At 68.4% G+C, this 16,896-nt stretch carries 14 protein-coding genes; 5 read left to right on the forward strand and 9 right to left on the reverse strand.

Annotated features, from left to right (window positions below):
- Nucleotides 1–98: 98 nt before the first annotated feature.
- From AC5JCN_RS03350 to AC5JCN_RS03380, 7 genes are all read right to left on the reverse strand, one after another.
- Nucleotides 99–1,190 (reverse strand): D-TA family PLP-dependent enzyme, encoded by a 1,092-nt coding sequence (locus tag AC5JCN_RS03350; RefSeq protein ID WP_495753580.1) that lies wholly within the window; start codon nt 1,188–1,190, stop codon nt 99–101.
- Nucleotides 1,187–1,999 carry an SDR family NAD(P)-dependent oxidoreductase gene (locus tag AC5JCN_RS03355; RefSeq protein WP_495753740.1) on the reverse strand — a complete coding sequence of 271 codons (813 nt, stop codon included), beginning with the start codon at nt 1,997–1,999 and terminating at the stop codon, nt 1,187–1,189. The genes AC5JCN_RS03350 and AC5JCN_RS03355 overlap by 4 nt, the downstream gene beginning before the upstream one ends.
- A 16-nt stretch (nt 2,000–2,015) precedes the next feature.
- Nucleotides 2,016–3,065 (reverse strand): ABC transporter permease, encoded by a 1,050-nt coding sequence (locus tag AC5JCN_RS03360; protein WP_495753581.1) that lies wholly within the window; start codon nt 3,063–3,065, stop codon nt 2,016–2,018.
- Between the two features lie 62 nt (nt 3,066–3,127).
- Nucleotides 3,128–4,186 (reverse strand): sugar ABC transporter substrate-binding protein, encoded by a 1,059-nt coding sequence (locus AC5JCN_RS03365; RefSeq protein ID WP_495753582.1) that lies wholly within the window; start codon nt 4,184–4,186, stop codon nt 3,128–3,130.
- A gap of 29 nt (nt 4,187–4,215) precedes the next feature.
- Nucleotides 4,216–4,983, reverse strand: coding sequence for an ATP-binding cassette domain-containing protein (locus tag AC5JCN_RS03370; RefSeq protein WP_495753583.1), 768 nt, complete (start codon nt 4,981–4,983; stop codon nt 4,216–4,218).
- Nucleotides 4,984–4,990: 7 nt separating this feature from the next.
- Nucleotides 4,991–6,235, reverse strand: coding sequence for an ROK family transcriptional regulator (locus tag AC5JCN_RS03375; RefSeq protein ID WP_495753584.1), 1,245 nt, complete (start codon nt 6,233–6,235; stop codon nt 4,991–4,993).
- A gap of 55 nt (nt 6,236–6,290) precedes the next feature.
- Nucleotides 6,291–6,770: a GNAT family N-acetyltransferase gene (locus AC5JCN_RS03380; RefSeq protein ID WP_495753585.1), complete on the reverse strand. Its 480-nt coding sequence runs from the start codon at nt 6,768–6,770 to the stop codon at nt 6,291–6,293.
- A gap of 131 nt (nt 6,771–6,901) precedes the next feature.
- On the opposite strand from AC5JCN_RS03380, the gene ada reads away from it, so the two are divergent.
- The gene (ada, locus tag AC5JCN_RS03385) at nt 6,902–8,023 is read left to right on the forward strand and encodes a bifunctional DNA-binding transcriptional regulator/O6-methylguanine-DNA methyltransferase Ada (protein WP_495753586.1); all 1,122 of its coding nucleotides are present in this window, start codon (nt 6,902–6,904) and stop codon (nt 8,021–8,023) included.
- 55 nt (nt 8,024–8,078) lie between these two features.
- On the opposite strand, the gene AC5JCN_RS03390 is transcribed toward ada, so the two are convergent.
- Complete coding sequence (locus AC5JCN_RS03390) at nt 8,079–9,089, reverse strand: zinc-binding alcohol dehydrogenase family protein (RefSeq protein WP_495753587.1); 1,011 nt, start codon at nt 9,087–9,089, stop codon at nt 8,079–8,081.
- A gap of 112 nt (nt 9,090–9,201) precedes the next feature.
- Complete coding sequence (gene pgi / locus AC5JCN_RS03395) at nt 9,202–10,839, reverse strand: glucose-6-phosphate isomerase (protein WP_495753588.1); 1,638 nt, start codon at nt 10,837–10,839, stop codon at nt 9,202–9,204.
- Nucleotides 10,840–10,974: 135 nt separating this feature from the next.
- Between pgi and AC5JCN_RS03400 the strand changes: the two genes are divergently transcribed.
- The 4 genes from AC5JCN_RS03400 (at nt 10,975) to fdhF (ending at nt 16,889) form a co-directional block, all read left to right on the forward strand.
- Nucleotides 10,975–11,889 carry a LysR substrate-binding domain-containing protein gene (locus AC5JCN_RS03400; RefSeq protein WP_495753589.1) on the forward strand — a complete coding sequence of 305 codons (915 nt, stop codon included), beginning with the start codon at nt 10,975–10,977 and terminating at the stop codon, nt 11,887–11,889.
- A 116-nt stretch (nt 11,890–12,005) separates the two neighbouring features.
- Nucleotides 12,006–12,479, forward strand: a complete 474-nt coding sequence (locus AC5JCN_RS03405) for a formate dehydrogenase subunit gamma (protein WP_495753590.1) — start codon at nt 12,006–12,008, stop codon at nt 12,477–12,479.
- Nucleotides 12,476–14,038 (forward strand): formate dehydrogenase beta subunit, encoded by a 1,563-nt coding sequence (locus tag AC5JCN_RS03410; protein ID WP_495753591.1) that lies wholly within the window; start codon nt 12,476–12,478, stop codon nt 14,036–14,038. Before AC5JCN_RS03405 ends, AC5JCN_RS03410 begins: the two co-directional genes overlap by 4 nt.
- 10 nt (nt 14,039–14,048) lie before the next feature.
- A complete protein-coding gene (fdhF, locus tag AC5JCN_RS03415) occupies nt 14,049–16,889 on the forward strand; it encodes a formate dehydrogenase subunit alpha (RefSeq protein WP_495753592.1) in 2,841 nt (946 codons plus the stop codon).
- The last annotated feature ends 7 nt before the right edge of the window (nt 16,890–16,896 follow it).

The following is a 16,896-nucleotide window of genomic DNA, read 5'->3' on the forward strand; positions in this document are numbered from 1 at the left end:
CACGTTCAGTTTCCTCCACCGCAGGTTGCGGATGCGAGGAGCCTCTTCCAGCTTCTTGATATTTGCAACCTATTTGGTGCAGCAGCTCCAGGTTGCTCTCAGGAGACGCGTCCCCGCGCGTCCACCGGAATGCTGCCTAGCACGATGTTGCCACGCACCGCGACGACGCGGTCGAAGAGGTTCGTCACCGGGCAGACATGGTTCGGCACGATCCGGATGACGTCTCCGACCCTGGGCCCGGCCCCGATCGTGTCGGCGAGGTCAATGAGGCCATGCTCCTCGTCAAGCCGATAGACGATGGCCTGGGGCCATTCGCGCACGAGGCCGTATCCGTTCTGGCCCGAGAGGTCGCTCGTCAACGCCTTTGAGCCGGCGTCGATGATCACGCGGCCTGCAGTGGGGCGGCTGACAACTGTCGCCACAACCGAGAGGCCGCAATCGTCGAGAGAGCAAAGCCCGCGGCTTACCAGTGAACGGTCGTTGTAGATGTAGGTGCCGGCCCGGTACTCGGTGACGACGTCCAGCGCGTCGTCCCTGGCCATGTCGGGCGTGCCGCCGGCCGAGACGGTCTCGACCCGAAGCCCCGCCGCCTCGCACTGGCCGCGCGCTTCACGGAGAAACTCTCCCATCCGGGCCCGGCCCCCCGGCGGCGGGTAGGTCATGAGCCCCCCGAAACGCAGGCCGTCCGTGCCGTCGATGGATCGCGCCAGCGTCACGGCCGCCTCCGGCGTCTGCACCCCGCAGCGCCCTGCGCCGGTGTCACACTCGACCAGAACGGTGATGGGCCTGCCGGCGGCCTGGCCCGCCGCTCCAAGGCCGTCCACGATCACCTGCGAATCCGCTACGACGGTGAGCCGGATCCGCGATGCGAGGTCGGCGAGGCGGCCCAGCTTTTGCTCTCCGAGAATGCCGAAGGTGATCAGGATGTCGTCGATTCCGGCATCGGCCATCACCTCTGCCTCGCCGATTTTCTGGCAGGTGATGCCGCGCGCGCCGAGTTCGATCTGCCGGCGGGCCCAGCAGACGAGCTTGTGCGTCTTGATGTGCGGCCGGTTGGCGATGCCGAGCGTGTTGCAGCGTTCCTGCCAGCGGATGAGGTTGCGCTCGACCACGTCCACGTCGATCACCGGCAGCGGCGTCTCCAGCTGCGTGAAGCTCATTCCGGCAGTTGCGGAAAAGGGCGCGGTCATGTTGGCGGTTCCGGTTCGGGTTGCGCGGCACCGGGGGAGATGCGGAAGTCGCGGCCTTCGGGAAGCGTCTGGCCGCCGTCGACGACGATGGTCGTGCCGGTCACGAAGCTCGCGCCCTCGCTGGCCAGGAAGGCGACGGCGTGGGCCACGTCCTCCGGCGTCCCGAGGCGGCCGACCGGGACGCTGTCGCGCATGCCGTCAATGAACTCCTGGCTGCGCTCGGCCTTCATTCCGTCGGTCAGGATGTTCCCGGGCTCGACGCCGTTCACCGTGATGCCGTCCGCGGCCCATTCGAGCGCCGCCGAGCGGATGAAGCCGACGATCCCGGCCTTGCTCGCGGCGTAGTGGCCATGGCCCGGGCTCGTCACGCGCGGTCCGGTGATTGACGAGGTGAAGATCATGCGCCCGTAGCGCTGGCGTCTCATCGGGGCGAGCGCTGCGCGGGCGGCGAGAAAGGTGCCGCGGAGATTCACGGCCATGACCCGGTCCCACTCATCGGGATCGATGTGCTCGATCAAGCGCCAGGGGTATATGCCGGCGTTTTGAACCATGATGTCGAGGCGGCCGAAGCGCGACAGCGTTTCGTCCACGATGCGTTGCGCATGGCTGGGGTCGGAGATGTCGACCTCGATCCCGTGCGAGGCGCCGGCGGGCCCGAACCGCGCGGCGGCCTGGGCCGGCTCCAGCTCCGGACGGTCGCCGATCACCACCCGAGCGCCGTCAGCGAGGAAGCGGCGGGCGATGCCCTCGCCGATGCCCCGTGCCGCACCTACGACGATGGCGACGCGTCCTTCGAGGCTTCTGGTCACGCTCATCCCCCGGAAATCACAGATAACGGCGGCGGATCGACGTCTTCACCGTGTCCAGCAGCACGGCGAAGAGCACCAGCCCGCCACGGATGACGAGCGTGTAGTGGGGCGGCATGCCCATCACGTTGATGGCCGTCGAGATGGCGGAGAGCAGCAGGACGCCTGCGAACACGCCGGAGAGCCTGCCCGAGCCACCCTTGAGGCTGACACCGCCGATCACCACCGCTGCGAAAGCCTCGAACAGCATGCCCGTGCCGAGGTTCGCGGTTGCACCCGCCGTGCGTGACGCCAGGAGCCAGCCGGCGAGACCGGCGACCGCGCCGGAAATGACGAAGGTCGCCGCCACCACGCGGTCGACGCGGATTCCGGCGCGGTAGGGCGCGATCGGGTTGCCGCCGATCATCAGCACGTAGCGGCCGAACGGCGTCTTCCTCAGCACGAAGGCGAAGACGATGAAGACGATGATGAGGACGATGCCGAGCAGCGGGATGCCGCCCAGATTCCAGATCGAGACCGCCCTGATCTCAGGCGGAAGGCCATAGACCGAGCGCCCGCCCGAGAAGGCCACCACAAGCCCGCGCGCCCAGATGTAGGACGCGAGAGTGACGATGAAGGCGTTGATCTTCAGCCCGACCACGAGCCAGGCGTTGATCGCGCCGATGATGACGCCGATGCCCACGCCGACCGCCAGCGAGACGGGGAGGGCGAGCCAGGCCGGGTTGAGCACGAGGCCCGAACCGGCCCCGTGCGTGCCGAAGACGAGGGCGACGGTCATGGCGGAGAGCGCCAGCACGGACTCGACGGACAGGTCCATATGCCCGGCCATGATCACCATGGACAGGCCGACGGCCATGATCCCGACGAAGGTGGACTGCTCCAGGATGTTCAGCAGGATCCCGATCTGAAAGAAGTTCGGGATGGTCAGGGAGAAGAACGCGAGCACCGCGACCAGGATGATCCAGACGAGGTGCTCCAGCGCGAACTCGATCACAGCCTTGCCGGGCCTTTCCGCGGGGGCGGCGGGGCCGGAAAGTGCGCTGTCGGCACCGGCGGCGGGATCGGTCATCGTCAGTCTCCGGCGGGGATCGCGGCGCGGAATGCCCGCGCCGCGTCAGTGTCAGGCCAGTGTCACTCGACCGGCTTCACGGGGTCCGTCGGCGCCTTCAGGTTGCCCCAGAAGCGCGCCTCGTCGACGTTCTTCTTGGAGATGGCGGCGCCCGGGATCCTGATGTTCGGGCCCCAGTCTTCCATCGTCAGGTCGGATTCGAGCCCCAGCACCTTGTACTTGCCGGGCTTGATCTCCTGCTTGCCGGCGATCTTGTCCGCAAACATCGCAATGGCGGCGGCCTGGGCGTAGAGCGGCTGCTCCACCTCGACCTGCTCCCAGCCCTTGCGGATCAGGTCGAGGCCCACCGGCGCGCCGTTGGAGCTGACGAGCATGATCTCGCCCGGCTTCTTGCCCTTCGCCTCCATGATGGCGACGACGGGAACCGCGAGGTGCGCGGCGTGCACGAAGACAAGGTCGATGTCGGGGTTGGTCAGGATCTGGTCCGACATGATGTCGCCGGCCTTCGACGCTTCCCACTGCAGGGCGGGCTGCGTGATGATCTTGACGTCCGGGAAGGCCTTCATCTTCTCCTCGAAGCCCTTCTGGATGTCGAGGGTGTAGCTGTCGCCGGGATCGCCGAGGATCTGCAGAACCTTGCCCTTCACCGCGCCCTTCTTCTCCTTCAGGAGGCGCTGGATCTCGTCACCGGCGACGTAGCCGATCTCGACCGTGCCGGCGACGGAGGTGAAGTCGCTCTTCGTGGACTTGATCTGCCGGTCGAAGATGACGACCGGAATGCCTGCCGCGCGCGCCTTCTCGATGCCGGGCTTGACGGCGTCGAAGTCGACGGCCGCCAGGATGATGCCCTGAGGCTTCAGCTTGATCACGTCGTCGAGTTGGTTCAGCTGCAGGTCGGTCCGGTTCTGGCCGTCGAGGGACGTCACCTCGTAGCCGACGTCCTTCATGAACCGCTCGATCGCCTTGATCGACTCCGTCTGGAACTCGTCGAGCAGGGTCGGCACAAGATAGTAGAACTTGCCCTTCGATTGAGCGAAGGCTGCGCCGGGCATGGCGAGTGCGAGCCCGAGCACGCCCAGCCCCAGTACGGCCCCAAACAGGGCCCTCAACATCGGCTTCATCGTCGTCCTCCTCCTCCGTGAGAAGTCCCTCACGCCTGGGCGAGCCCGCTGCGGATATCGCCCGTGATCATCCGGACGACCTCGTCCGGCGTGGTGTCGCGCGTCGCCACGTCCCCCGCGACGCGCCCGTGGCGCAGCACCACGATCCTGTCCGCGACCTGGAAGGCCTGGGCCATGATGTGGGTGATCACGACCACCCCGATGCCCTGCGCGGCCACTCTCTTGATCATCTCCAGGCCGCGCCGCGTCTGCTCGACGCCGAGGGCCGCGAAGGGCTCGTCGAGCAGCACCAGCTTGCCGCCCCAGTGGACGAAGCGGTTGAGCTCGATGGCCTGGCGCTGCCCGCCGGAGAGATGCTCGACATTCGTGCGCAGCGAGGGAATGCGCGTCCCCCCGTCGGCCAGCGCCTTGCGCGTCGCCTCGTACATCTCGCGCTCGCGGAGCACGGGGATGCCGAGGATCTTGCGGGTCAGCTCGCGGCCCATGAAGAAATTGGCGACCACGTCGACATTCGTGCACAGCGACAGGTCCTGATAGACCGTCTCGATTCCCGCCGCCTTGGCCTCGGCGGGGGAGGGAAACACGCGCTGCTCGCCCTCGAACAGCATGCGGCCCTCGGTCGGCTCCATGCCGCCCGAGATGATCTTCACCAGTGTCGACTTGCCCGCCCCGTTGTCGCCGAGCAGCGCCAGGACCTCGCCGCGCTCGATGCGCATCGTCACGCCGCGCAGCGCCTCGATGGCTCCGAACCTCTTGGTGACGCCGTCGAGTTCGAGGAGGGGCGGGGGTGCGCTCATGCCGGCCTCACGACGCTTTCTGCAGCAGGGCCGCCACGCGCGGCAGCGGAGCGACGATCGGATCCGGGGAGCTTCCCGCATCGCCTTCGAAGAGAAGGCCGAAGCGCGGCGACAGCACTCCGTTGAAGGCCAGTACGGCGGCGCCGAGCAGCGCGGCGTCTGCGCCGAGCGCCGAGCGGGTGATGCGGGGGAGGGCACGGTTCCGTCGCTGGCCGACCGATGGCGGGAGCGGCTCCATGGCGGCCAGCAACCGGTCGAGGATCGATGGTGGAAGCGAACCGCCGACGATGATCGTCGAGGGATCCAGCAGGTTCTCGACCACGGCGACGGCCCGGGCGAGCAGGGGGGCCGCGTCCGAGATCCAGGCTTCCACGACGGGGTGGACGGATCCGTCCTTCGCGTCGAGCCGGTCGCTCTCGGGATCGATGCCCGCGGCCACGAAGCGGCGGCGCAGCGCATCCAGCGAGACGTAGCGCTCGAGGCAGCCCCTGTTTCCGCAAGGGCAGGGATCGCCTCCCGGCACGACGACCATGTGCCCGAGTTCGCCGGCATTGCCGTGGGCACCGGTCCACAGGCTGCGGTCCGCGATGGTCGCGCCGCCCAGGCCGGCGCTGAAAAACACGTAGAAGAAATCGCTGAGCGCTGCGCCCGCGCCGAATTGGCGTTCACCCAGCGCCGCGGCTCCGCCGTCCATCCCGATGAAGACCGGCAGGCCGGTCAGCCCCGCGAAGGTCTCGCGCAGCGGCACGCCGCGCAGCGCCTCGATCGTCGTGGATCCTGCGTGGCTCATCGGCTCCACGTCGAAGGGCCCGGGCATGGCGATGCCCAGCCCGAGCACGCGGCCCGTGCCGCAGGCGGCGCGCATGCGGCCGACGAGGTCGGCGGCGGTGGAGAGGACGCCCTCGGTGTCCGACGGCATCCGCGCCTCGACCTGCGCCACGCGATCGCCTGCGAGGTCGACCGCCATGGCGCCGGCATGCAACGGCGTCAGCTGGACGCCGATCGCGTAGCCGCCGCGGCCGTCGATCTCCAGCATCGTCGCCGGCTGCCCCCGCCGGGTCGGCTTCTCGCGGCGGGACTTGAGGAAGCCTCCGTCCTCGAGTTCGCGGATGATGTTGGAGACGGTCTGTGCGCTGAGGGAAACCTCGCGTGCAATGTCGGCGCGAGAGACAGGGCCCATCAGCCGGATCGTCTCGAGGACGATTCGGCGGTTGTACGGTCTTCCGAACTCCTGGTTCGTGCCGCGCAGCATGAACCCCTCCTGCCTGGAGTGTGTGGTCGCCGAATTAATAAGTCCATTGGTTTTTTTAAAACTGGACTGCACTTTTGAAGAGAAGACGTGTCATCAGGCGGCTGCCCCTGTCGGCGAACCCGAGACGCTCGTAGAGCCGTTCGGCGGGGTTGCCGGGCATGATCTCGAGATGGATGGCAACCACTCCGGTCCTGCTCGCCTCGGCCACGAGCGTCTCGACCAACCATTGTCCGACACCCGCACCGCGCGTGTCCGGCGCAATGTAGAGGTCGTCGAGGAAGGCATCCCGGCCTCCCCACTCGATGCTGAATCCGTAGCAGATCACCGCGTATCCGACAGGCTGCGCGCCATTCCTGAGAAGAGCGGCGAAGCCGAGCGAGGGGTCGCGCAAAAGCCGGCCCAGAGCCGCTTCCCCCGCGGCTGAGAGGGGATGGTCGTCCTCGGCGTGAAAGACGCGCGCCAGTGCCAGCAAATCGTGCTCGTCGGCCGGTCCTGCCGTCGTCAGCACAAGCCCGTCCGCCGTCTCGGCCCGCATCGTCGTTGTCCTCGGTGGCCGGGGAGCAAAGCGGCAGGGGAGTTCAACCGCAAGGGGCGGAGTTCGCGGCGGTGTGGAAGGCGCCATCTTGCGTCCACACCGATGATGCCTCAATCGCAAGGGAGATCGCGATGACCGCCCAGCCCCGGATGATCAGCCCCGTGGAACAGCTTCCTTCGCCCGACCTGCTCTGGGACGCCGTGACCCGGCGCGACGGCGCCTGGGATGGCCGGTTCGTCTATGGTGTGCGCACGACCGGTGTCTATTGCCGGCCGTCCTGCCCGGCTCGGCTGGCGCGGCGCGAGAACGTGTCGTTCCACGCAACGACGGAGCAGGCCCGCGAATCTGGGCTGCGCGCCTGCAAGCGCTGCAATCCCGATGGCGAGGATCCCCGCGCCAGGCGCGAGGCGCTGGTCGCCGCGGCCTGCAGGGCGATCGAGGAAGCCGAGGAGGCGCCCCGGCTGGAAGACCTCGCCGCGTCCGCCGGACTGTCGCCCTTCCACTTTCATCGCGTCTTCCGGTCCATCACTGGGCTCACGCCGGCCGCATGGGCTGCCGCCCACAAGGGGCGCCGGGTCCGCGAAAGCCTGGGAAAGGGGGCGGGTGTGACGGAGGCGCTCTATGATGCGGGCTTCAACTCCTCCAGCCGCTTCTACGAGAAGGCGACGTCCATGCTGGGCATGAAGCCCTCGGCCTATCGAGACGGGGGGCGTGGCGAGGAGATCCGCTTCGCGGTCGGCCAGTGCTCCCTCGGCGCGATCCTCGTCGCCGCGACGGGCGCCGGCCTGTGCGCCATCACCATGGGCGAGGATCCCGAAGCCCTGGTCCGTGACCTCCAGGACCGGTTTCCGAAGGCGAGGCTCGTTGGCGGCGATGCCACCTTCGAGCGGACGGTGGCCGCGGTAGTCGCCTTCGTCGAGGAGCCGGGCCGGGGTCTCGAGCTGCCGCTCGATATCCGTGGCACCGCCTTCCAGCAGCGCGTCTGGGACGCGTTGCGGTCCATCCCGGCCGGTGAAACCGTGACCTACACCGACATCGCAGCACGCCTTGGTCGGCCCGAAGCGGTGCGGGCCGTCGCCGGGGCCTGCGCCGCCAACGCCATTGCCGTCGCTATCCCCTGCCACCGCGTGGTTCGCCGCGACGGTGACCTCTCCGGCTACCGGTGGGGCATCGAGCGCAAGGCGGAACTTCTCAGGCGCGAGGGAGCTCCGTCTCCCGCGCTCCGGGACAAGGCGGCGCGAACCGCCGGATGAGGCGTTCTCCCGGAGGCGGGGACAAGAGCCTGCCTGCGCCGGGGGCTGTCGAGCCTCAGATCTCCAGCAGGGCCTTCACCACCCCCGTCTCGGGCTTCGCCCATTCCGGGATGAGCGACGGGGCCTCGTCGAGGCTGCCGCGGTGGGTGGCGAGGGCCTTCGAGGGGACGTGGCCGGCACGCATCGCGGCCAGGACGGTGTCGAAGTCCTCCCGCGTCGCGTTGCGGCTGGCGAAGATCGTGAGTTCGCGCCGGTGGAACTCGGGATCGTCGAAGGTGATGGCGCTGCGCACGATGCTCAGCAGCACGTAGGACCCGCCGCTCGCGACATAGGCGAAGCCGGCGTCCATCGCCGCCGGGCTGCCGGTGGCGTCGATCACGAGGTCGAAGAAGTCCCCGCCCGTGGCGGCCCGCAGCCGGTCCTTGACGTCGGGGGAAGCCTCCATCCCGGTATCCGCCCTGGCCTCGTTCACGGCGAAGGCGAGGCGCTTCGTGTTGCCGTCGACCACGGTGACGTGGGCTCCGCGGGCCTTGGCGAACACGATGGCGGAGAGGCCGATCGGGCCCGCGCCGACGACGAGCACGCGCTGATCGGCCCGCAGCCCGGACCGGCGGACGCCGTGGGCGCCGATGGCCAGGAACTCGACCATGGCGGCCTCGTCCAGCGACAGGTCGTCGACGGCGATTAGGTTCTCCACCGGCAGGGCCTGCCAGTCCGCCATGCCGCCATCCCTATGCACACCGAGCACGGAGAGCGTGGTGCAGCAATTCGTCTTGCCCTGCCGGCAGGCGATGCAGTGGCCGCAGTGGAGATAGGGGATGATGGTGACGGTCTGGCCCTTGCGCAGCCCGCTGCCGGCCGGTGCCTCCTCGATGGTGCCGGAAAGCTCGTGGCCGATGATGCGCGGGTACTCGAAGAAGGGCTGGCGGCCTCCGACGATGTGATAGTCGGTGCCGCAGACACCTGCCCGCCGCATGCGCACCAGCGCCTGCCCGGGGCCAGGGCGAGGCGCGTCGCGCTCGACGATCTTGAGCGAATGCGGGTTGTCGCACAGCAGCGCGCGCATGGTGTGTTTCCTCCTGGGCGGCGGGCCTCTGCGGACCCTGCTCTCGGACCGCGGGTCCTCAGACCCGCTTGTATCATCAGGGCGAACTGCGCGTCTGAAGACGCGCGGTCCTTCAGCGGAGATCCCGCAGGTACTTCACCAGCCCGGCCGTGGACGAATCGAGCCCATCCGTCGGCTTTTCGCCGGAGACGATCGGCTGCAGGCGCGTGGCGAGTTCCTTGCCGAGTTCCACGCCCCACTGGTCGAAGGCGTTGATGTCCCAGATCGCCGCCTCAACGAAGACGCGATGCTCGAACAGCGCGATCAGCCGGCCCAGCGTGAACGGGTCGAGCTTGCGGTAGGCGATCATCAGCGAGGGCCGGCTGCCCGGGAAGGTGCGGTGAGCCGAGAGACGGTCGGCGTCCTCCGGCGTACGGCCCGCGGCCACCAGCTGGGCGGCGGCCTGCGCCGGCGTGCGCCCGCGCAGCAGGGCCTCGGACTGCGCCAGGCAGTTGGCCATCAGGAGCTCGTGATGAACCTCCATGCCGGTCTCGTGCGCCTGAGCGGCGATGAGGAACTCGACCGGGATCGGGTCCGTGCCTTGGTGGATCAGCTGGAAAAAGGCGTGCTGGGCGTTGGTGCCCGGCTCGCCCCACACCACCGGCCCGGTCGGGTGGGCGACCGGCTTGCCGTCGCGCGTGACACGCTTGCCGTTCGACTCCATGTCGAGCTGCTGCACATAGGCCGGCAGCCGCGACAGGCGCTGGTCGTAGGGGATCAGCGCCCGCGTGGCGTAGCCGCAGACGTCGCGGTGCCAGACGCCGACCAGCCCGAGCAGGATGGGAAGGTTCACCTCCGGCGGGGCCGTGCGGAAGTGCTCGTCCAATGCGTGACCGCCGGCGAGCATCTCCGCGAAGCGCTCGGGCCCTATTGCGATCATCACCGGCAGGCCGATGGCCGACCAGAGCGAGTAGCGGCCGCCGACCCAGTCCCAGAAGCCGAAGGTGCGGTCCCGCGCGATGCCGAAGGCGTCGACCTTGTCGAGCGCCGTCGACACGGCCGCGAACTGGCCGCGAACCGCCTTCTCGCCCCGCGCTGCTACGAGCCAGGCCCGCGCCGAGCGGGCATTGGTCATCGTCTCGATGGTGGTGAAGGTCTTCGATGCAACGATGAAGAGGGTGCGGGCAGGGTCCAGTCCCTTCAGCGTGTCGGCGAGATGGGCGCCGTCGACGTTCGAGACGTAGTGCAGGCGCGGGCCGTCATGGTACGGCGCCAGCGCCAGCGTCGCCATCGCCGGCCCGAGGTCGGAGCCGCCGATGCCGATGTTGACGACGTCGGTGAAGGGCTTGCCGTCACCGGCCGAGATCCGGCCGGAGCGCACGCTGTCCGCGAACTCATAGAGGCGGGCCAATTCGGAGCGCACATCGCCCATCACGTCGCGGCCGCCCAGAGTCACGGTGGCATTGGCCGGCGCGCGGAGAGCCGTGTGGAGCACCGCCCGGCCCTCGGTGAGGTTGATCGGCTCGGCGGCGAACATCGCGTCCCGCTTGCCCTCGACCCCGCAGGCGCGGGCCAGCCCCACCAGCAGGTCGCGGGCGCGGATGTCGATGGAGGTCTTCGAGTAGTCGAGGAGAAGGTCGTCCAGATTGGCCGAGAAAATGTCGAAGCGGGCCGGGTCGGCCTCGAAAAGCCGGAGCACGGGGGTGTCGGCCGTCGAGGCGCGGTGCGCCTCCAGCGCGTGCCAGGCTGCGGTCCTGTCGGTTTCAGTCATGGGGATCTCCTGCAGGATCGCCGCACCCTAGCCGTGCACCTCTTCGCAGGAAAGGCAGGCTGGTCCGCGGCGCGCCAGTGTCGTGAAAGCTGCTATAGAGCAAAGCGGCAGAAGAGGAACGCCGGACCCGCATTCATGCTGAAACAGCTCCGCTACCTCGCCGTTCTCGCGGGCGAGAAGCATTTTGGCCGGGCGGCCGCGGTGCTCAATATTTCTCAGCCCACCTTGTCCGCGGCCATCCGCCAGCTGGAGCAGGAGCTCGGCGTGCCGCTGGTCGAGCGCAGCCAGCGCTTCCGCGACCTCACGCCGGAGGGGCGGTGCGTGGTGGAGCATGCGACGCGCATGGTCGCGACCTTCGAGGAAATGCGGCAGAGCCTGGAAGAGATGAGCACGGGTCTCTCCGGCCGGCTGCGCCTGGGGGCCATCCCCACCGCGATGCCGGTCGTCTCGCTGCTGACCACGCCATTTCATGCACGGTATCCGCGCGTGACGGTGACGGTGCTCTCGCAGACCTCGCAGGAGATCGAGCGCAAGCTGGCGGAGTTCGAGCTGGAGGTCGGGTTGACGTATCTCGACAACGAGCCGCTCGATCATGTACGCGCCAAGCCGGTCTACAATGAAGAGTACGTCTTCCTCACGGGCCGGGGAGGGGCCTTTGCGGGCCGGGACGAAATCACCTGGGAAGAGGCATCGCGCGTGCCGCTGTGCCTTCTCACGCCGGATATGCAGAACAGGCGCATCGTCGACGGCGTCTTCCGCTCCGTCGGGGTCTCGCCGCAGGTCGCGGTGGAAACGAACTCCATCTTCAATCTCTGCTCGCACGCCGGGTCCGGTGTCGTGTCGAGCATCGTGCCCCGGCCGTTGCTGCAGTTCTTCGGCATGCCGCGCGGGGCGCGCGCCATCGAGCTCGTCGCACCCCGCGTCGCCAAGTCCGTAGGCCTCATCATCGCCGACCGTGACCCGGCGCCGCCGCTGGCCCGGCGGATGTTCGAAAGCGTCACCGCCCTCGATCTCGACAGCTCACTCAGCCCCATGGTCCAGGCTGGTTGATAGGCTGAGACTATCAACCGTTCCGAAGTTTCGATTTGATCGAGCCGCGCCCTTCACCGCATGGTGAGGGTTATACCGGCAGAATTGCGCTTCTGGCGGTTCGAGGGGAACGCCCGATGCGGGTCTGGGACGCCGAGACAGCCTCGGCATTGATCGAAGATCACAAACACCTGGACGGGGCGATGCTACCCGTCCTGCACGCGCTGCAGGAGCGCTTCGGCTATATCGACGACAGCGCCATCCCGCTGGTCGCGGACGCGCTGAACGTGTCGCGCGCCGAGGTGTTCGGCGTCATCACCTTCTACCACGACTTCCGCCGCCAACCCGCCGGCCGCCACGTGCTCAAGGTGTGCCGGGCCGAGGCCTGCCAGTCCATGGGTTGCGAGAGCCTCGTCGAGCATCTGGCCGCCGAGCATGGGATATCGATGGGCGAAACCTCCGCCGACGGGCGCGTGACGGTCGAGACGGTCTATTGCCTCGGCAATTGCGCGCTCTCTCCGGCGGTCCTGATGGACGGCGAGCTGGTGGGCCGGGTGGACCGCGACACGCTGGATGGCCTCATGGCCCGCACCAAAGGCGCCCTGTCATGACCGTCCGTGTCTTCGTTCCGCGCGACGCGGCCGCTCTCTCCGTGGGCGCCGAGCGCGTTGCCAAGGCGATCGCCGTCGAGGCTGCCATCCGGAACGTGCCGGTCGAGATCGTCCGCACGGGCACGCGCGGCATGCTCTGGCTGGAGCCGCTGGCCGAGGTCGAGATCGACGGCGTCCGCCAGGGCTATGGCCCGGTGGCGCCTGCCGATGTGCCATCGCTGTTCGATGCCGGCTTCCTGACCGGCGGTGAGCATGCGCTGGGGCTGGGGCCGGTCGAGAGCCAGCCCTGGATGAAGCGCCAGCAGCGCCTGACATTCTTGCGCTGCGGCGTGGTCGACCCCCTGTCCGTCGACGACTATGTCGCCCATGGCGGCTTTCGCGGGCTGACCGCGGCGCTTGCCCTGGAACCACCCGCCATCGTCGAAGCCGTCAAGGTCTCGGGCCTGCGCGGCCGGGGCGGCGCCGGCTTCCCCACCGGGATCAAGTGGGCGACCGTCGCCAATGCCCAGGCCGACCAGAAGTACATTGTCTGCAACGCCGACGAGGGCGACAGCGGCACCTTTGCAGATCGGATCCTCATGGAGGGTGATCCCTTTACCCTCATCGAGGGGATGATCATCGCCGGCCTCGCCGTCGGTGCGACCAGGGGCTTCGTCTACCTCCGCTCCGAATACCCGCACGCCTTCCGCACGTTTCAGGCGGCCATTGCCGCCGCGGAAGCAGACGGGTGGCTGGGCGCCTCGGTCGCGGGCTCCGGCAAGGCCTTCCACCTGGAGGTCCGTCTCGGCGCTGGCGCCTATATCTGCGGCGAGGAGACCTCGCTGCTGGAGAGCCTGGAGGGCAAGCGCGGCCAGGTGCGCGCCAAGCCGCCCCTACCGGCGCTCAAGGGCCTCTTCGGCAAGCCTACCGTCGTCAACAACGTGCTCTCCTTCGCCGCCGTGCCGTGGATCCTGGAGCATGGCGGGCAGGCCTATCATGACTTCGGCATGGGCAGGTCGCGCGGCACGCTGCCGGTGCAGATCGCCGGCAATGTCAGGCATGGCGGGCTGTTCGAGACCGCCTTCGGGGCCACCCTGCGCGAGCTGGTCGAGGACCTCGGCGGCGGAACGGCGTCCGGCCGGCCCGTCCGGGCCGTGCAGGTCGGCGGTCCGCTCGGCGCCTATCTTCCCGCCGGCCTTCTCGACACGCCGGTCGACTACGAGGCGCTGGCGGCGGTCAAGGGTATGCTGGGGCATGGCGGCATCGTCGTGTTCGACGACACGGTCGACATGGCGAAGCAGGCGCGCTTCGCCATGGAATTCTGCGCTGTCGAGAGCTGCGGCAAGTGCACCCCGTGCCGGATCGGGTCGACGCGCGGCGTCGAGACGATCGACCGCATCGTCGCGGGGGTCGAGCCGGCGAAGAACCACGCCGTTCTGGCCGACCTGCTGCAGCTGATGACCGATGCGTCCCTGTGTGCGCTGGGCGGCCTGACGCCGCTGCCGGTGCAGAGCGCGCTCACCCACTTCCCCGAGGATTTCGACCGGCCGCAGCGCATTCCGCTGCGCGCGGCCGAGTGAGGAGGCCAGCATGGCCCTCGTGCAAGAGACCGACTACGGCACCCCGATCCGCGTCGCGGAGCAGACGGTCACCCTGACCATCGACGGCGAGGCTGTCACGGTGCCGGCCGGCACCTCCGTCATGGCGGCGGCGATGAGCATGGGCACCAAGATCCCGAAGCTCTGCGCCACCGACATGCTGGAGCCATTCGGATCCTGCCGGCTCTGCCTCGTGGAGATCGACGGCAGGCGCGGCACCCCGGCGTCCTGCACCACGCCGGCCGAGGACGGGATGGTCGTCCACACCCAGACGCAGAAGCTCGCCAAGCTGCGCAAGGGGGTGATGGAGCTCTACATCTCCGATCACCCGCTGGACTGCCTGACCTGCGGCGCGAACGGCGACTGCGAGCTGCAGGACATGGCAGGTGCCGTCGGCCTGCGCGAGGTTCGCTACGGCTACGAGGGCGCAAATCACTTCGAATCTGCCAAGGACGAGTCGAACCCCTATTTCTCCTTCGACCCCGCCAAGTGCATCGTCTGCTCGCGTTGCGTCCGCGCCTGCGAGGAGGTGCAGGGCACCTTCGCGCTCACCATCTCGGGCCGGGGCTTCGAGAGCGCCGTGTCGCCGGGCGGCCTCGACTTCCTGTCCTCCGACTGCGTTTCGTGCGGCGCCTGCGTGCAGGCCTGCCCCACCGCCACGCTCATCGAGAAGAGTGTGCTCGAGAAGGGCCAGCCCGAGCACTCCGCCGTCACCACCTGCGCCTATTGCGGCGTCGGCTGCTCGTTCAAGGCGGAGATGCAGGGCGAGACCCTGGTGCGCATGGTGCCGTACAAGGACGGCAAGGCGAACGAGGGTCATTCCTGCGTGAAGGGCCGCTTCGCCTGGGGTTACGCCACGCACAAGGACCGCATCACCACGCCCATGGTCCGCGACAAGATTACCGACCCGTGGCGCGAAGTGTCGTGGGACGAAGCCATCGGCCGGGCCGCGAGCGAGTTCAGGCGGATCCAGGCGACCTATGGCAGCGAGGCGATCGGCGGCATCACGTCCTCGCGTTGCACGAACGAGGAGACGTTCCTCGTCCAGAAGCTGATCCGCGCCGGGTTCGGCAACAACAATGTCGACACCTGCGCCCGCGTCTGCCACTCGCCCACCGGCTACGGCTTGCGGACGACGTTCGGCACATCGGCCGGAACGCAGGACTTCAAGTCTGTCGACAAGACGGACGTGATCCTCGTCATCGGCGCCAACCCGACCGACGCCCATCCCGTCTTCGGCTCCCGGCTGAAGCGCCGGATCCGGAAGGGCGCCAAGCTCATCGTCATCGATCCCCGCCGGATCGAGCTGGTGAAGACGGCGCACGTGAAGGCCGAGCACCATCTGCAGCTGATGCCGGGCACCAACGTCGCGATGATCAATGCGCTCGCGCATGTCATCGTCACCGAGGGCCTGATCGACGAAGCCTTCGTGCGCGAGCGCTGCGACCTCGGCGACTTCGAGGTCTGGGCCCGCTTCATCGCCGAGGAGCGCAACTCGCCCGAGGCCACGGCGGAGCTGACCGGGGTGCCGGCCGGAGAGGTGCGGGCAGCCGCCCGGCTCTTCGCCACCGGGGGCAACGGCGCCATCTTCTACGGCCTCGGCGTCACCGAGCATTCGCAGGGCTCGACGATGGTGATGGGCATGGCGAACCTCGCCATGGCCACCGGCAACATCGGCCGCGACGGCGTCGGCGTGAACCCGCTGCGCGGCCAGAACAACGTGCAGGGCTCGTGCGACATGGGCTCGTTCCCGCACGAGTTCTCCGGCTACCGGCACGTCTCGGACGATGCCACGCGCGAGATGTTCGAGACCATGTGGGGCCGCCCGCTCTCCGACGAGCCGGGCCTGCGCATCCCCAACATGCTCGACGAGGCCGTCGCCGGCGGCTTCAAGGGCATCTACATCCAGGGCGAGGATCCCGCACAGTCCGATCCCGACACCCAGCACGTCATTGCCGGTCTCGAGGCGATGGAGTGCGTCGTCGTGCAGGACCTGTTCCTGAATGAGACGGCGAAGTACGCCCACGTCTTCCTGCCCGGCGCGTCCTTCCTGGAGAAGGACGGCACCTTCACCAATGCCGAGCGGCGCATCAGCCGCGTCCGCAGGGTGATGTCCCCGCTGGCCGGCAAGGCCGACTGGGAGGTGACGATCGCCTTCGCCAACGCGCTCGGCTACCCGATGTCCTACAGCCATCCGTCCGAGATCATGGACGAGATCGCCCTGCTCACGCCGACCTTCGCCGGGGTGAGCTACCAGAGGATCGACGAGCTCGGCTCGATCCAGTGGCCCTGCAACGACAAGGCTCCGGCGGGTACGCCGATCATGCATGTCGACCGCTTCGTACGCGGTTCCGGCAAGTTCATGATCACCGAGTTCGTGCCGACTGAAGAGCGGACCGGCGCCCGCTTCCCGCTGATCCTGACCACCGGCCGCATTCTGAGCCAGTACAATGTCGGCGCGCAGACAAGGCGCACAGCCAACACCGCCTGGCATGACGAGGATGTGCTGGAGATCCACCCGTTCGACGCCGAGAACCGCGGCATCCAGACTGGAGACCTCGTCTCGCTCGCGTCTCGCTCCGGCGAGATCGCGCTGCGCGCCGAGGTGAGCGAGCGGATGCAGCCGGGGGTGATCTACACGACCTTCCACCACGCCAGGACGGGCGCCAACGTCGTCACCTCCGACTATTCCGACTGGGCGACCAACTGCCCGGAGTACAAGGTCACCGCCGTGCAGGTGCGCCGCACGAACCGGATGTCCGACTGGCAGGAGCAGTTCGACAAGGACGAGATCGACCTCAAGCGCATCGCCCATGTGGAGGCGGCTGAATGAGGCCCGG

The sequence above is a fragment of the Alsobacter sp. genome, assembly GCF_059501845.1.

Excerpts from the sequence above, each read along its gene's own strand:
- AC5JCN_RS03350 (WP_495753580.1), bottom strand. The coding sequence starts at position 1,190 with ATGACCGCGCCCTTTTCCGCAACTGCCGGAATGAGCTTCACGCAGCTG.
- AC5JCN_RS03375 (WP_495753584.1), bottom strand. The coding sequence starts at position 6,235 with ATGCTGCGCGGCACGAACCAGGAGTTCGGAAGACCGTACAACCGCCGA.
- pgi (WP_495753588.1), bottom strand. The coding sequence starts at position 10,839 with ATGACTGAAACCGACAGGACCGCAGCCTGGCACGCGCTGGAGGCGCAC.
- fdhF (WP_495753592.1), top strand. The coding sequence starts at position 14,049 with ATGGCCCTCGTGCAAGAGACCGACTACGGCACCCCGATCCGCGTCGCG.
- AC5JCN_RS03380 (WP_495753585.1), bottom strand. The coding sequence starts at position 6,770 with ATGCGGGCCGAGACGGCGGACGGGCTTGTGCTGACGACGGCAGGACCG.
- AC5JCN_RS03405 (WP_495753590.1), top strand. The coding sequence starts at position 12,006 with ATGCGGGTCTGGGACGCCGAGACAGCCTCGGCATTGATCGAAGATCAC.
- AC5JCN_RS03400 (WP_495753589.1), top strand. The coding sequence starts at position 10,975 with ATGCTGAAACAGCTCCGCTACCTCGCCGTTCTCGCGGGCGAGAAGCAT.
- AC5JCN_RS03390 (WP_495753587.1), bottom strand. The coding sequence starts at position 9,089 with ATGCGCGCGCTGCTGTGCGACAACCCGCATTCGCTCAAGATCGTCGAG.
- AC5JCN_RS03410 (WP_495753591.1), top strand. The coding sequence starts at position 12,476 with ATGACCGTCCGTGTCTTCGTTCCGCGCGACGCGGCCGCTCTCTCCGTG.
- AC5JCN_RS03365 (WP_495753582.1), bottom strand. The coding sequence starts at position 4,186 with ATGAAGCCGATGTTGAGGGCCCTGTTTGGGGCCGTACTGGGGCTGGGC.
- AC5JCN_RS03370 (WP_495753583.1), bottom strand. The coding sequence starts at position 4,983 with ATGAGCGCACCCCCGCCCCTCCTCGAACTCGACGGCGTCACCAAGAGG.
- AC5JCN_RS03360 (WP_495753581.1), bottom strand. The coding sequence starts at position 3,065 with ATGACCGATCCCGCCGCCGGTGCCGACAGCGCACTTTCCGGCCCCGCC.
- ada (WP_495753586.1), top strand. The coding sequence starts at position 6,902 with ATGACCGCCCAGCCCCGGATGATCAGCCCCGTGGAACAGCTTCCTTCG.